Origin of the sequence: Pedobacter terrae (assembly GCF_900100705.1) — a bacterium.
GTDB classification, from domain to species: domain Bacteria; phylum Bacteroidota; class Bacteroidia; order Sphingobacteriales; family Sphingobacteriaceae; genus Pedobacter; species Pedobacter terrae.
The window spans coordinates 114388-129824 of record NZ_FNCH01000012.1 but is presented as its reverse complement, the minus strand read 5'-3'; the positions used below and the strand labels follow the sequence as shown (position 1 = coordinate 129824).

Genomic DNA, 15437 nt, shown 5'->3' with positions numbered 1-15437 from the left:
ACAAGCTTAGAATGACAATTAATAATTATAATATTACCTCAGCCGATATAAAACCTGTATATATAATTATGACCTACATTTTCGATGGTTCGCTACAAGGGCTTTTAACAGCTGTTTTCGAATATTTTGAGCGCAAACCTGGTGAAACTATGCTCAAATCAACCGAAATGTTTCAGCCACAAGCTTTTGCAGAAAGTTTTACGGTGATTACCGATGCAACAAAGGCCGACCGCGTTTGGGCCGGGCTTCAGAAAAAGCTGAAAAAAGAATGGCTCCGCAAATTTTATTGCAGTTATTTATCTGAGGTTTCAGAAGCTTACAATCATCTTTTTCAATTTTCGATTTACATTTTTAAACATGCTGCCGGTGCAGAAAGCAACTATGGCAATGAGCATGTAATTGCCCTTTCTAAATATGCCAAAAGTGTAGAACGCGAAAAACACCGGATGGAAGCATTTATCCGCTTTCAGAAAACCGGCGATGGAATATTTTATGCTGGTATTGATCCTGATTTTAATGTGCTGCCTTTAATATCCAATCATTTTAAAAACCGATATGCCGACCAACAATGGGTCATTTATGATTTAAAACGTAAGTATGGCTTACACTATAATTTAACCTCGGTTGAAGAAATTACGATCAGTTTTACCAATGGTATAAATAAACAAAACCCCGCATCAATTTTAATGGATGAAAGCGAAGCTTTATATGCGACGCTCTGGAAAGATTATTTTAAAAGCGCAAACATTGTAGCCCGTAAAAACACTAAATTACATGTACAACATGTTCCAAAGCGGTATTGGAAATATTTAACAGAAAAGGAAATACTTTAAACTTTCAAGTCATCACCAACCCGTAGCGAAGCGGAAAGTTATAAGGTAAACCGAATCTTAAGCAAGCCTACCGAAGGTAATTTATTTCAGGAACTATCCGGCCGGAAAGATACTAACCACATAGTAGCTACAAGGCAGTTGAAAATATTACTTCCAATTGTAAAATAAATTCAGCATGACGGCCGCGCAGTGAATGCTCAAAAGTTAAACATAATCCAGGTTAAAAACCAAAACATACTGCCATGCTGACACACCTATAAATCATTAGCATGAAAAGATTGACAGTTTGGTGAAAATTTGTCCCTCTAAATCACTTGGCATAAAAAGTGTTAATTGTAAGCGTAGTAAAAAACTCAAATCAAAATAAAAAAATAATAAAAGTTATGGCGTTAAACCTTAAACCAATTGCTGGCAGTTCGAACAGAGTAATCGTTGAACCGGCTGCAGCTGAAGAAAAAACTGCATCAGGTTTGTATATCCCTGATACTGCAAAAGAAAAACCATCTAAAGGGACTGTAGTTTCTGTTTCTGAAGAAGATTCTGAAGGTAAAAAAGCGAGCGTAAAAGTTGGCGATGTTGTAATTTATGGTAAATACGGCGGTACTGAGTTCCCTTATGAAGGTAAAGATTACCTGATTATGCGTGAAACTGATATCTACGCTGTTGTTGGGTAATAAATAAGGATTGAATGACTGAATTTCGAATGTGTGAATTCGGCATTAATCAACAAGTAAAATAATCATGTTAGAATGAAAAGAATACAAATTCAATCATTCTAACATACAATCATTCAAAATTCAAAAAGAAATGTCTAAACAAGTAAAATATAACGTAGAAGCACGCGACGCCCTGAAAAGAGGTGTTGATATTCTTGCAAATGCAGTAAAAGTAACATTAGGTCCAAAAGGACGTAACGTAATTATCGATAAAAAATTCGGATCACCGGCCATTACCAAAGATGGTGTTACGGTAGCAAAAGAAATCGAATTGAAAGATGCGGTAGAGAACATGGGTGCTCAAATGGTTAAAGAAGTAGCTTCAAAAACAGCTGATATTGCTGGTGACGGTACTACTACTGCCACTGTATTGGCCCAGGCAATTATCACTACCGGTATTAAAAACGTTGCTGCCGGTGCAAATCCAATGGATTTAAAACGCGGTATCGATAAAGCAGTTGCTGCTGTTGTAGAAAACTTAAAAACACAATCGCAAACTGTAGGTGAAGACAATAATAAAATTAAGCAAGTTGCGTCTATCTCTGCTAACAACGATGAAGTAATCGGCGCTTTAATTGCTGAGGCAATGGGTAAAGTTGGTAAAGATGGTGTAATTACTGTTGAAGAAGCAAAAGGTACTGAAACTGAAGTTAAAACAGTTGAAGGTATGCAGTTCGACAGAGGTTACTTATCTCCATATTTTGTAACCAATGCAGATAAAATGGAAGCTGAATTAGACAGTCCTTACATTTTAATCTACGACAAAAAAATCAGCAACATGAAAGAATTGTTGCCTGTTTTAGAAAAAACAGTTCAGACTGGTAAACCATTGGTAATCATTGCTGAAGATTTAGATGGCGAAGCTTTAGCTACTTTGGTGGTTAACAAAATCCGTGGTTCACTGAAAGTTGTTGCTGTTAAAGCACCAGGATTTGGTGACAGAAGAAAAGCAATGTTAGAAGACATCGCAATCTTAACCGGAGGTACTGTTATTTCTGAAGAAAGAGGTTACAAATTAGAAAATGCTGATTTAACTTATTTAGGTTCTGCAGAGAAAGTTGTTGTTGATAAAGACAATACAACTGTAATTAACGGAGCGGGTAATACAGATGATATCAAAGCACGCGTTAACCAGATTAAAGCACAAATCGAAACGACTACTTCTGACTACGATAAAGAAAAATTACAAGAGCGTTTAGCTAAATTGGCTGGCGGTGTTGCAGTACTTTATGTTGGTGCAGCAAGTGAGGTTGAAATGAAAGAGAAAAAAGACCGTGTTGATGATGCTTTACATGCAACCCGTGCGGCTGTAGAAGAAGGTATTGTTGCAGGTGGCGGTGTAGCTTTTATCCGTGCTGTTGAAGCTTTAGCAAACCTAAAAGGTGCTAATGAGGATGAAAACACAGGTATCCAGATCATCCGTCGCGCGATTGAAGAGCCATTACGTCAAATTTGCGAAAACGCAGGTATTGAAGGTTCTATCGTAGTTCAGAAAGTTAAAGAAGGTACAGCCGATTTCGGTTATAATGCACGTACTGATGTTTACGAAAACTTAATTGGAGCAGGTGTTATTGATCCAACTAAAGTGAGCCGTGTAGCCTTAGAAAACGCAGCATCTATTGCAGCGATGTTATTAACTACAGAAGTTGTTTTAGCAGACGAGCCTGAAGAAGGTGGTGCTCCAATGCCTCCAATGGGCGGCGGCGGTATGGGCGGTATGATGTAACATTCACCCCATAACGAAACCGATTTCGTGTAAAAAAAAACCCTCAAGGTATAATACCTTGAGGGTTTTTTTATGCCTTTATCATACTTAAAGAAACTTTACCACGCTTATAACCTACTCATTTATTTAGCTTTGGTGTAAAATTTTGCAAGCTTAACATAAAAAATACGTTATTTATATTGTATATTTATTGATGTGTCTCAAGTCGAATATTCATTTTTGATATTTAACTAAGCGAGTTAAACTGACAAAGCTTCTGGAACACAATAAAATCATTCCCTGCTATTAGTGTTTTATGGAGATTTGTTGTAAAAGCTTAAGGTTTTCTTTTGTGCTATTTTTTGGGGCATTTCTACTTGCGTCAAATGTTTACGCACAGGTAAACGTTGGTGGAATAGATCCCGGACCATATACTCCTGGCAGTACCATTGCTGTTCCTTTTCAAGTACCGGCAAGTTGTACCGCTCAGGGAAATCAATTTCAACTCTATTTATCAGATCAAAACGGTAATTTTGCGGCAGAATCACTTATTGGCTCTTATGCTGGCTTTTATAGCACTTACGTAAACGGATTGCTCCCTACAGGCCTTACGCCAGGAACAGGCTATCGCGTTCGGGTTAAAACAACCTTGCCAACCTCGGTAAGTGCTGCCTCTGCTCCTTTCGAGGTTAAAGCTGGTGCTTCTGTTGAAGCCAAGCTCACCTCAACCTATTTAAACAATAACAATAGAGAAACTTTTGGAACCTGTATTAGCAAGCCAAACAATTCTTTTCTGATCACCAATGAATCTACAGCAAATAGCAATGTTACGGCAACAGTAACCGATCAGGGCAGTGGCGGTACCACCACCACATTGTCTTTTCCTACTCCGATACAAAGTTTTACGGCCCAACAATCGCATTACACAATTTATGCCAGGGCAGTAATGCCTGATGGCTCGGTTGCCACCAAAGCCTATCTGTTGATTAATAATAAAACCATTACCGCCTTTGCCAATACAGGTAATACCGTGGTATGTTTGCCATTAGGAGCATTAACATTTAGTGTTGATGTTACTTCAGCTTCCGGGATTCAAAACAACTTCCCAGGCAATATTTACACCATTAATTGGGGCGACCAATCTACAACTACCTATACCCTCTGCGATATTATCAATAATGGTGGCACTGTAACCCACTCCTACATGAAATCATCCTGTGGAAGCGTTTCAACCTCCAGTGCAGGCACTATTTTTAATGCATTTGATGTATCCATTAATGTATCGAACACGTTTTGTGGCATCGTTGGCACACCGGTTTCTTCTTCGGCCAAAGTAGTGGTTAAACCGGAAAATTCTTTTGCTTTTAATAGCCCTGGCTGTACCAATGCCGACATTACTTTTGCAAACACTTCTACACGTGGCGAAAATCCAAACACCAATACCATAGGCTGTGCGCCAAATGAAGTAACTTATAACTGGTATGTAGATGGTGTACCAGTAAAAGCAAATCAACCCAGGTCATATAATCTTGTACATAAATTTACGACACGTGGCGAGCATGTTATCCGACTAGAATCAAACACTTCCGGCGCATGTAACGGCGATCCGGTAGAAATGAAAATCTGCATACAGGACCCACCGAAGCCAGATTTCAGTTTACCATCCAGTACAATCTGTGCCGGAACCACACTAAAAGCAACTGACCTTTCTGTTTTAGATAATATCTGCGGTGCAGGGAATAACTATTCATGGACAGTCAGTCCTGCAGTTAGTTTTGTAGGAGGCACCAATGCAACAAGTAAAGAGCCCGTATTTAGTTTCCCCACTGCAGGAACCTATACCATCACTTTAAGCATTAGCACACCATCATGTGGTCTAATTACCAGCCAGCCACAAACTGTTGTGGTAAATGAAAACCCGCAAGCTACACTTTCACCTGATATTACCTTGTGTAACCTTGCAGTTTACGATTTTAATAACATCACAACAGGACCGACCAAAACATTAATATCAGGTACCATAAAAGATTTACCAGACACTTATACGTGGACTGTTGTTCCGTCGGGAACAGGAACTTACAGCTTTACTAACGGCACAACGGCAAATGCTAAATATCCCTCTATAAAATTTGATAGCTACGATACTTATACCATAAAAGTTGTTCATCAAAATAATTGTGGTACAGCAGAAGATACACAGGTAATTACTTTCAGTACTTCCCCTGTGGTTAACGCAGGTCCCGATCAAAGTATCTGCTTTAACGATCCGAGTTTTACTTTAAATGGCGCGGTAACCGGAACCACAACCACACAAACCTGGGTTGGCGGGCAAGGTACATTTACACCCAACCGAAATGATTTGAATGCCGTTTATACCCCAACATTGACCGAAAAAAGAGCCGGTATAGTTACATTAATATTAAGGGTTACTACCTCATTGGCTGCACCATGTAACCAGATTGACGATGAAATTATCTTAAAAATTAAACCAGATATCAGCTTAACAAGCGCAGCCAACAAAACCATTTGTACCGGTAATAGTGTAGCATATACGCCAACTTCAGCTGTAGCGGGCGTAACCTATACATGGACGGCTACTAGTACACCTTCTGTAACCGGATATACGGTTAACGGGACTGGAGATATTAATGATGTGCTTACCAACACCGATATTAATGCCGATGCCAGCGTAACATATACCATCACGCCCAATTTCGACGGCTGCAATGGAACGCCTTTTAATTTGTTGGTTACCGTGAAGCCCAATCCTATCGTTGCTGCTACATCGGCCAGTTCAACCATCTGTAACAAAACATCATCTGCCATTAGCCTATCTGGCAATTTTGCAGGAGTAAATTATACCTACAGCAGCGCCGTAACCGGAAGCATCACGGGAAATAGCAATCGAAATGTTGCATCAGCAGAAACACAGATAAACGACATCTTAACCAACTCAGGTACCACCAGTGGCAGCGTAACCTATACCATTACACCCGTATCTACAAATGGCTGTCCAGGTACGCCTGTTAATATTACCATTATAGTTTTACCCAGCGCAACACCAGCAAGTGCTGGCATGGATGAAGCGATCTGCAATACCGGCTCTTACACTTTAAAAGGAAATGATCCAATAGTTGGTACCGGCAAATGGACAACTGTTACGGCGCCAACAGCTGTAACGTTTGCTGATGACACGCAGGGCAACACAACCATCACAGGTTTACAGGCCGGGAATACTTATACCTTTAGATGGACAATAAGCGACACTAATTGTTCTACATCCAGTGATGATGTTCAAATCACCGTTAACCCACTCAGTATTGGTGGTACCACAACAGGGGATGCGAACGTCTGTGCGGGTTCAAACGGAGGGAACATCAATTTGGCAGGGCAGGTTGGCAATATTATCCGCTGGGAAAGATCTATTGATAATGGGATTAACTGGTCTACCATCACTTCAACTGCAAATCCATATGTATTTACTAACCTCACCATTACCACACAATACAGGGCAGTGGTGCAAAGCGGCAGTTGTGCAGAAGCTTTTTCTACCGTAACTACCATCACCGTAAATCCCGGAACTGTTGTAGCCAACGCAGGTCCTGACCAAAATTTATGTACCGGAAGCAGTATTAACCTCAATGGAAACAATCCGGCACCGAACAGTGGCACCTGGACCATCGTATCGGCTCAAACAGATGTTGTTATTACCGATCCTAACCTATATAACACTACAGTTAGCGGTTTAATACCTGGAGAAACTTACACCTTTAGGTGGACTATTACCGGATTTGGCGCTTGTCCACCTTCTACCGATGATGTAATTGTTACTTATTATCCATTAGTTACTAATAACATTAGCGCATCGGCTACACCCGCTTGCTCAGGACAGAATATTACCATTAACGGCGATGCACCTACAGGAGGAACAGGCACTTATGCCTACCAATGGCAGAGCAGTGCCGATGGCAATACATGGGCAAATATTCCTTCGGCCGTTAATAAAGATTTAACCATAACGGCTAATGCATCTGGTTATTTCAGGCGGATAGTAAACAGCACCTCTTGTCCCTCGTTCAGCAATTCGGTACAGATTACCGTTTTACCAGCGATAACCAACAATACCATTTCTGCCAATCAAGATATATGTACCGGCACAGCTGCCGCAGCTTTAACAGGTAGTACACCAAGTGGCGGTAGTGGAACATACACCTATCAATGGCAATCAAGCTTAAATGGAACGGATTGGAGCGATGTGTTGGGGGCAAACAGTTTAAACTTTACGCCGCCAACACCAACGGCAAGCATTTATTACCGCCGATCAGTTGCCAGCGGGGTTTGCGATAATAGTTTAAGCAACCAGATTAAGATTACGGTAAACCCAAATGCAAAAGCTGAGATAACTTACAACACCAACACGGGCTGTGCTCCTTTTACACTCGATGCAACTAATATTGCCGTAACATTATATCCTGATAGAAATAGTGTTTATACCTGGTTCGCCAATAATGTACAAATCGGAGTAGGAGCAACATTCCCAGGTTATACCATTACGAACGGTAACCAAAGCGTAACCATAAAACTTGTTGTTACCAGTAGCCTGGGTTGTAATCAGGATGAAAAAAGCGAAATATTTAGTACTTTCCCTAGTGTTACACCATCGTTTACACAAAGTGCAACAGAAGGTTGTGGTCCGCTTAGTGTAACTTTCACCAACACTACTGATCCGCTTAACAGCGCAACTTATGCATGGAATTTCGGCAATGGTCAGTCTTCTACCCTCGCACAGCCTGCAGCAGTAACTTTTCAGGCTGATCCGACCGGGAAAGATAAAACCTATAATATTACGCTAACAACAACCTTACCCTGTGGCATTCCTGTTGTAACAACTGCAACGGTTATTGTACATGCCATACCTGTTGCCATATTTTCGCCTGATAAAACAACAGGATGCGCTGATCTTGTTGTAAACTTCATTAACACCAGCCCGGAAAGCGCAGGGACAACCTACACTTACAATTTTGGTGATGGCACTTCATCAGGTCCTCTTACAGATAGAAACACGATAAGCCATACCTTTAGAACACTTGTGGTTAAAGACTTTATTGTTAACATGACGGCTAAGAATAGCTGTGGCGAGACAAATGCTACCCCGGTTGTGATCAGGGTTTCGCCAAATGATATTACACCAGCATTAGTAGTAAATGGTAACGAGAAAAAAGGTTGCGCACCCTGGACGGTAAACTTTTTAAATAATACCAGCGGAGCCAGTCGCTACGTTTACACTATTACTAATGAAGATTCTGGCGAGGCACCCGTTGTTATCCCGACAAACAATACGGGCGTTTTTCCATATACTTTTCTCAAAGCAGGAAGATACACCATCAGGTTAGATGCTGAAAATGATTGTTCCAGAAATTCAGCAACTGAAACTGTAACCGTACTTGACCAACCTACAGTAAGTTTCAGTGCCGATAAAACTGTTGGTTGTACCAACCTGGTTGTTAAATTTAAAAACACCAGTATTGGTGCTATCGGTTATACATGGGATTTTGGCGATGGTTCCCCGATCTCAAATGAATTTGAACCACAGCATACCTACATCGGATCTGATATAAATTACTCCGTAACCTTAACCGCAATCAATGCATTGGATTGTTCTCAAGCCGTAACAAAAACAGATTTCATCCGTATTGTTGCGCCACCAGTAGCCACATTTACGGTTAGCCCTGGGAACGAAATATCTGTTCCGAATTATACTTTTGGCTTTAAAGATATAAGCGCAGGCTCGGTTAGCTGGGAATGGTCTTTTGGCGATGGTGCGAAATCGACTTTACAAAACCCAAACCATACTTACCCCAATGAAGGCACCTATAATGTAACCCTGAAAGTATTGAACAAAGAAGGTTGTTCTTCTACTACCTTCCAATTCGTGAAAATTATTAGTGTACCAGGCAATTTAAACATTCCCAACTCCTTTATGCCGGCAAGCGCGAAAAATGAGATTAAAATCTTTAAAGCAAAAGGTCGGGGTATAAAAGAATGGAACATGGCTATTTTCAACAAATGGGGAGAGTTACTTTGGGAAACAAGTAAATTGGATGATGGCGCACCTTTAGAAGGTTGGGATGGCACATATAAAGGCCAGGAACAGCCACAAGGTGTTTATTACTGGAAAGCAGAAGTCAAATTTACTAACGGAAGTGAGTGGAAAGGGATGACTTACGATTCATCTCCTGCCCGAAAAACCGGCGTAATATATTTAATCAGATAGATAATGGGTAGAAGGGTAATCATATTTTTGTTTTGGTTGCTGCCAATGGTTGCTTTGGCGCAAGATCACATTTACTCACAGTTTTACAATGCGCCAGTTTATTTAAATCCCGCACTTACCGGGCAATTCGAAGGCGACATGAGGTTTAACGCACTCTACCGTAACCAATGGACTGGTTTGGCCAGCGATTACTCGTACATGATGGCTTCAGGAGATATTAATCTATCCAGACTAAACAGCGGCATTGGAATTATTTTTAACCGTAGCAGTGAGGGCACAGCCTATCTGCTCAAGAACAACATTGCCTTAAGCTATTCTTATATCATTGGTGGAGATAATTTTGCTTTATCATTTGGTTTACAAGGAGGCATTACAAACCAAAAGTTAAATTGGGATAAACTGGTGTTCGGCGATCAGATCGATATCGTAGGTTATATACCAGGTAGTATTTCGGGCGCCGAAAGACCAAGTGTAGATAGCCGGTATTACTTTGATTCAAATGCTGGTGCCAACCTCGTAGTGGGAAAATTTATGATGGGATTAGCAGCACATCACCTTAACCGTCCGAATGAATCTATATCAGGTTTTCAGGCCAAGCTGCCAATGCGCATCTCAGGCAATTTAAGTTATAAATTAACTTTGGTGCCAGATGAGTATGATCGTGACGGGAATTACCTCATCCCATCCATAGTAGCTTACAAACAAGGCAACGTAAAATCATTCAGTGCGGGCATGCAGTATAAATATGCAAGTATAAATGCCGGTATATGGTATCGTAATGATGGCAATTCGAATGGAAATGATGCGATTGTTTTTTCTGTAATCTTCGATATTTTTAACCGCAAAACCAATGGTGAAAAATTCAGGTTGGGAATCAGTCACGATGCTACAACTTCTAAAATTAACTATAGCAATACAGGCGGAACATCTGAAATTGGCTTAGGTTATGAAAAATATTTTCCAAATAGTTCAACTGGTAGCCGTGCAAATGGACTAAGATGTTATGATTTTTATTAATTTGCCGTTGACAATTAAAGGCGATGAACGAAATTATAGAACAAAACCATTTTATTACACAAAGCGAAATCAATAAATTTTTATTGGCTACCTTGCTTTGCGGTATAATCGGAGCCGAACGCGAGTACAGAAGTAAATCTGCCGGATTAAAAACCATGATGATGATTGGTTTGGGCGCTACCTTATTTACCATTCTGTCCATTAATATCGGGCCCGCCAGTCAGGATCGAATCGCATCAAACATTGTAACCGGCATTGGTTTTTTAGGGGCCGGTGTAATTTTTAAGGAAGAAAATCGGGTTAAAGGTCTTACTACAGCCTGTATCATCTGGATTGTAGCAGCCATTGGCATGGCCGTAGGTTCTGGTTATTACGAACAGGCCATTGGCGTTACCATTGTGGTGATCCTGGCTTTAATTATCTTCCCCTTTCTAGAAGAAATCGGCGACCGACGTTTCACCAAACGGATCTATCGCATTGTTAAAAAACAACATACACATGGCGATTTAGAAAGCTACGAAGAAGTTTTTAGAGAAAGTAAACTTAAACCCCAACGTGGTAAGCATCAATTGGTAAACAACATCATTACCGGAAACTGGACGGCTACCGGCACACCGCAAAACCACCAGAAGTTTGTAGAGCGAATGCTAAAAGATAAGGATATTATTGAGTTTGATTTTTAGTCAAATAAATTAATCCCACATTTCTCCTGGTCGTTTTGACTTTTCACGTGAAACAGACCAAAAATAGTGCTCTGTCCTTTGAGCGAGATTTCCTCAAAAGTTAAACGCAAGATTGAGTCGAATTTTATTCTGGCATCTAAAATCATTTGTCCGATCTGGAGTGCTGTACCACTCCCAATTTTAGAGGAACTTTAAATGAAAAATTAGCATATTAAGCCTATTAATCACAGAAAATTAATTTATCCAAAATCATAAAACAATTATAGCTTTGTATAACTAACTTTCATCATGATCAAGGAACAAATCTCGGTTTTCGATATTTTCAAAATAGGTATTGGCCCATCCAGTTCACATACATTAGGTCCGTGGCGCGCTGCCCAGCAATTTACGGCTTCCCTTACACAGCACAACCTGATTAACAATGTTGAAGGTATCAAGATATTATTGTATGGTTCTCTTGCCAAAACAGGCAAAGGGCATGGAACTGATGTAGCCATTCTACTGGGCTTAACAGGTGCCGATCCGGTAACTTTTGATGTAGATGCCGTTACCCCTACTTTTGAAAGTATCCAAAGAGATAAAAAATTAAATCTTGCCGATCAATTAATTATTGATTTTGATTACGATAACGATCTGCTTTTCCTTTTTGCCGAAAGTTTACCATTCCACCCCAATGCAGTTACTTTTCAGGCATTTTTAAAAGATGGAAAAGCTTTTTCAGAAACCTATTATTCTATAGGCGGTGGTTTTGTGGTAAAAGATGGCGAAGACAATAGCAAAAAAGCCCAGGTAGACCTTCCTTTTCCTGTAGAAAAAGCAAAAGAACTATTACACTGGTGCCTGTCAACAGGTTTAAAAGTGAGCGAAATCGTAATGGAAAACGAATTGGCCTGGCGTACTGAAGCAGAGACAAAAAAAGGGATTTTACAGCATTTTGCCGTAATGCGCGATTGTATTTATCGCGGCTGTCACACTACAGGTTTTTTACCCGGAGGCCTAAATGTAGCGCGGAGAGCATTTCCATTAAATAAACGATTAATTGGCAAAAACGAATATGCAGATTATACTGGCTGGGTAGAAGCCATCAGAAAAGGCGGAAACGGTTTTAATTATATTTTAGATTGGGTAAGCTGTTTTGCCTTAGCCGTTAATGAAGAAAACGCATCGTTTGGTCGTGTGGTAACCGCCCCTACCAATGGTGCCGCAGGCGTAATTCCAGCCGTATTGCAATATTTTATTACTTTTTGCGATGGCTATAGCGAAGAGAAAATCATCCAGTTTATTGCCTGTGCTTCAGAAATAGGCAGTATTTTCAAAAAAGGAGCAACCATATCAGCCGCTATGGGTGGTTGTCAAGCCGAAATCGGCGTTTCCTCAGCCATGGCTGCAGCGGCCTTAACCGAGTGTTTAGGCGGTTCGCAAAGACAGGTTTTAATGGCAGCAGAAATTGCCATGGAACACCACCTTGGCTTAACCTGCGATCCGATTGGCGGCCTGGTACAGATTCCTTGCATCGAAAGAAATACTATGGGTGCCATTAAAGCCATTACCGCCAGCCAATTGGCACTACAAAGTAATCCTGATAAGGCAAAAGTAAGTTTAGATGCTGTGGTAAACACCATGTGGGAAACTGCACTCGACATGAATGCCAAATACAAAGAAACATCAGATGGCGGATTGGCAACCAACATCCCAATCAGTTTACCGGAATGTTAATTCAACATTGTTGCAATAAAATGACCGATGTTATCGATTTATTACAAAATTTTTGAGGGTCAAATCAACAAGTATTTTTACATTCGCTGAATTACTAATTATCCATAAAAATGATCAACTACACCAAAATCAGTGTGATTGGTTTGGCATTGTCGTTGTCTATATCAGCGACCTATGCACAAGACAATCTCGTTAATTCTTTAAAAAACAACCAAAGCGAGAACAGTGCAGCTTCTTTTAAATTTACTGAAGTCATTAACCTGGCCAATACCCCCGTTCAAAACCAGGGATCTTCAGGTACCTGCTGGAGCTATTCTACCAACTCATTTTTAGAATCAGAAATGATTAAAGCAGGCAAAAAGCCTGTAGCCTTATCTCCGCTTTTTTCGGCCCGTAATGCTTATGTAGAAAAAGGTAAAAATTACGTGCGCATGCATGGGGCGGTATCGTTAGGCGATGGTGGCGCTTTGCACGACGTAATCAATATGTACAGAAAATATGGTGCAGTGCCACAAGAGGTATACACCGGACTAAACTATGGTACTAAAATCAATAAAACGGCAGAACTTGGCGATATTGAAAAAGGTGTATTAGAAGCTGTGGTAAAAAATGCTAATGGTGAGTTAACACCAAACTGGTTAAAAGCTTATACTGTCGTAATTGATGCTTATTTAGGCGCTGTACCAGAAAACTTTACGTATAATGGCAAAAAATACACACCAAAAACTTTCGCTCAGGATGTGGTTGGTTTAAATCCAGATAACTACGTAGAACTTTCCTCATTCAACGATCACCCTTTCTATAGCAAATTTACTTTATTGGTACCAGATAACTGGTCTTTCGATCAGGTTTATAACGTAAAAGTGAATGAATTAACAGACATTATTGATAACGCCTTAAAAGGAGGTTATACAGTGGCTTGGGCAACAGATGTTAGCGAAAAAAACTTCAGCTGGAAAAATGGTGTAGCCTTTGTGCCGCAAACGCCTTTCGCGGATATGACGGCGAAACAAAAAGCAGAAATGTTTAACGGTCCGCAGCCAGAGATGGAAATTACGCAGGAAAACCGTCAGCTGGCTTTCGATAATTATCAAACAACTGATGATCATGGTATGCACATTGTTGGTTTAGCCAAAGATCAGAACGGTAAAGAATATTATATCGTTAAAAACTCCTGGGGAGCAAGCAACGATTACAAAGGATATTTATACGTAACTAAAAACTATGTAAAATATAAAACAACAGCAATTTTATTAAACAAAGCAGGTATCCCATCTGCAATTACCAAGAAATTGGCTTTGTAATTTAAACTTAAATCATTCAAGAAGCCGCAGGAGAAATTTTGCGGCTTTTTTGTTAACCACAGAGCTCACCGAGTTTTACACAGAGGAACACTGAGACACCCTGTGAAGTAGCCTACTCCACTCACTATGACGTCTATAATTAAATTAGAGTTCTATCTGTGCCCATCCTTTCTATCTGTGGTTAAAATATACAAACCTCTGTGATCTTCGTGCCTTTTCTCTTCAGTGTCTCTGTGGTAAAAAAGTAAACATTAAACTACCCCGAATAATTCAGCACCAACCACCATAAACCCGTGGTGATAAACGATAGCGATATTCCTATCCCCACCACCAGATTAGAAAGCTTAGGGTTAAGGTTATACTGATCGGCTACCACTCCAGCGGTCAACAGTGTTGGCATAGCCATTTCGAAAATGGTTATCTTGGCAATCATTCCGTTCATACCTAAAACGAGTGCCATAACCAAAACGACCAAGGGTGCTAAAATCAGTTTATACAATAAAGCAAAGCTGATGTGTTTCAACTCGCTAAACCAACCGCCAAATTTTAGTTGTAAGCCAATCGAAAACAATGCCAATGGACCAACCGTTCCCGCTAGTTTATCGAACAATGGATCTAACGAAGAAACATCAATAAAGCGTGGTATGGTTAGTGCCAGCACACAACCAATAAGCGGCGGAAAGGTCAGTACCTTTTTCAGCACTAATTTTGGACTTAACTTCTGATCTTGCGACGAGCGGATGGCCACAATAACACCAATGGTAGATAGCAGCATAAAAGTTACCTGATCGCAGATAATAGCGATGGCCAGTTCCTTTTCGCTAAAATATGCCAAAATTAGCGGGAACCCCACAAATGAAGTATTACTCAGCGAACCGGTCAGTTTTAATCCGCCAGCAGTAGCTTTGCTCATATTTTGGGTACGGCTGTACAGGGAAATAAACAGCCAACCCAACAGCCAGATACCAATTGGCGCCAGCGCTGGAAACAAAAGGTCTTTAGTCCAGGTAATATGCGGCAGGTATTTAAACGAAACTGCTGGCAATGCAATATAGATAATCCATGCATTAATGCCCTTATGTGCATCTTTAGGCAATGACTTACTCTTTCTGAAAAGAATACCAGCCAAAATGCATAAACCGATAAGAATGAAATTTGCCATCGAATAGCGCAAAGATAATCTGTAAAA

9 protein-coding genes are annotated in these 15437 nt (G+C 40.4%); 8 read left to right on the top strand and 1 reads right to left on the bottom strand.

Going from position 1 to position 15437, the window contains the following annotated elements:
* Positions 1–68: 68 nt before the first annotated feature.
* The 8 genes from BLR60_RS15910 (at position 69) to BLR60_RS15875 (ending at position 14248) form a co-directional block, all read left to right on the top strand.
* Positions 69–833 carry a TIGR03915 family putative DNA repair protein gene (locus BLR60_RS15910; protein WP_208600652.1) on the top strand — a complete coding sequence of 255 codons (765 nt, stop codon included), beginning with the start codon at positions 69–71 and terminating at the stop codon, positions 831–833.
* A gap of 383 nt (positions 834–1216) precedes the next feature.
* Positions 1217–1507, top strand: a complete 291-nt coding sequence (locus tag BLR60_RS15905) for a co-chaperone GroES (protein ID WP_025141798.1) — start codon at positions 1217–1219, stop codon at positions 1505–1507.
* Positions 1508–1640: 133 nt separating this feature from the next.
* Positions 1641–3275 (top strand): chaperonin GroEL, encoded by a 1635-nt coding sequence (gene groL, locus BLR60_RS15900; RefSeq protein WP_090501552.1) that lies wholly within the window; start codon positions 1641–1643, stop codon positions 3273–3275.
* Positions 3276–3570: 295 nt separating this feature from the next.
* A complete protein-coding gene (locus BLR60_RS15895; protein WP_090501550.1) occupies positions 3571–9528 on the top strand; it encodes a PKD domain-containing protein in 5958 nt (1985 codons plus the stop codon).
* 3 nt (positions 9529–9531) lie between these two features.
* On the top strand, positions 9532–10545 hold the full coding sequence (locus BLR60_RS15890) for a PorP/SprF family type IX secretion system membrane protein (protein WP_244155679.1): 1014 nt from the start codon (positions 9532–9534) through the stop codon (positions 10543–10545).
* 23 nt (positions 10546–10568) lie between these two features.
* Complete coding sequence (locus BLR60_RS15885) at positions 10569–11228, top strand: MgtC/SapB family protein (protein WP_090501547.1); 660 nt, start codon at positions 10569–10571, stop codon at positions 11226–11228.
* Between the two features lie 288 nt (positions 11229–11516).
* The gene (locus tag BLR60_RS15880) at positions 11517–12944 is read left to right on the top strand and encodes an L-serine ammonia-lyase (RefSeq protein WP_090501545.1); all 1428 of its coding nucleotides are present in this window, start codon (positions 11517–11519) and stop codon (positions 12942–12944) included.
* Positions 12945–13054: 110 nt separating this feature from the next.
* On the top strand, positions 13055–14248 hold the full coding sequence (locus BLR60_RS15875) for a C1 family peptidase (protein WP_090501543.1): 1194 nt from the start codon (positions 13055–13057) through the stop codon (positions 14246–14248).
* Positions 14249–14504: 256 nt separating this feature from the next.
* Here the strand turns inward: BLR60_RS15875 and BLR60_RS15870 are convergent, their stop codons facing one another.
* The gene (locus BLR60_RS15870; protein WP_090501541.1) at positions 14505–15410 is read right to left on the bottom strand and encodes an AEC family transporter; all 906 of its coding nucleotides are present in this window, start codon (positions 15408–15410) and stop codon (positions 14505–14507) included.
* Between the last annotated feature and the right edge of the window lie 27 nt (positions 15411–15437).

What these genes read in the sequence shown, in the direction of transcription:
- BLR60_RS15910 (WP_208600652.1), top strand. Translation starts at nt 69, where the DNA reads ATGACCTACATTTTCGATGGTTCGCTACAAGGGCTTTTAACAGCTGTT.
- BLR60_RS15905 (WP_025141798.1), top strand. Translation starts at nt 1,217, where the DNA reads ATGGCGTTAAACCTTAAACCAATTGCTGGCAGTTCGAACAGAGTAATC.
- groL (WP_090501552.1), top strand. Translation starts at nt 1,641, where the DNA reads ATGTCTAAACAAGTAAAATATAACGTAGAAGCACGCGACGCCCTGAAA.
- BLR60_RS15895 (WP_090501550.1), top strand. Translation starts at nt 3,571, where the DNA reads ATGGAGATTTGTTGTAAAAGCTTAAGGTTTTCTTTTGTGCTATTTTTT.
- BLR60_RS15890 (WP_244155679.1), top strand. Translation starts at nt 9,532, where the DNA reads ATGGGTAGAAGGGTAATCATATTTTTGTTTTGGTTGCTGCCAATGGTT.
- BLR60_RS15885 (WP_090501547.1), top strand. Translation starts at nt 10,569, where the DNA reads ATGAACGAAATTATAGAACAAAACCATTTTATTACACAAAGCGAAATC.
- BLR60_RS15880 (WP_090501545.1), top strand. Translation starts at nt 11,517, where the DNA reads ATGATCAAGGAACAAATCTCGGTTTTCGATATTTTCAAAATAGGTATT.
- BLR60_RS15875 (WP_090501543.1), top strand. Translation starts at nt 13,055, where the DNA reads ATGATCAACTACACCAAAATCAGTGTGATTGGTTTGGCATTGTCGTTG.
- BLR60_RS15870 (WP_090501541.1), bottom strand. Translation starts at nt 15,410, where the DNA reads ATGGCAAATTTCATTCTTATCGGTTTATGCATTTTGGCTGGTATTCTT.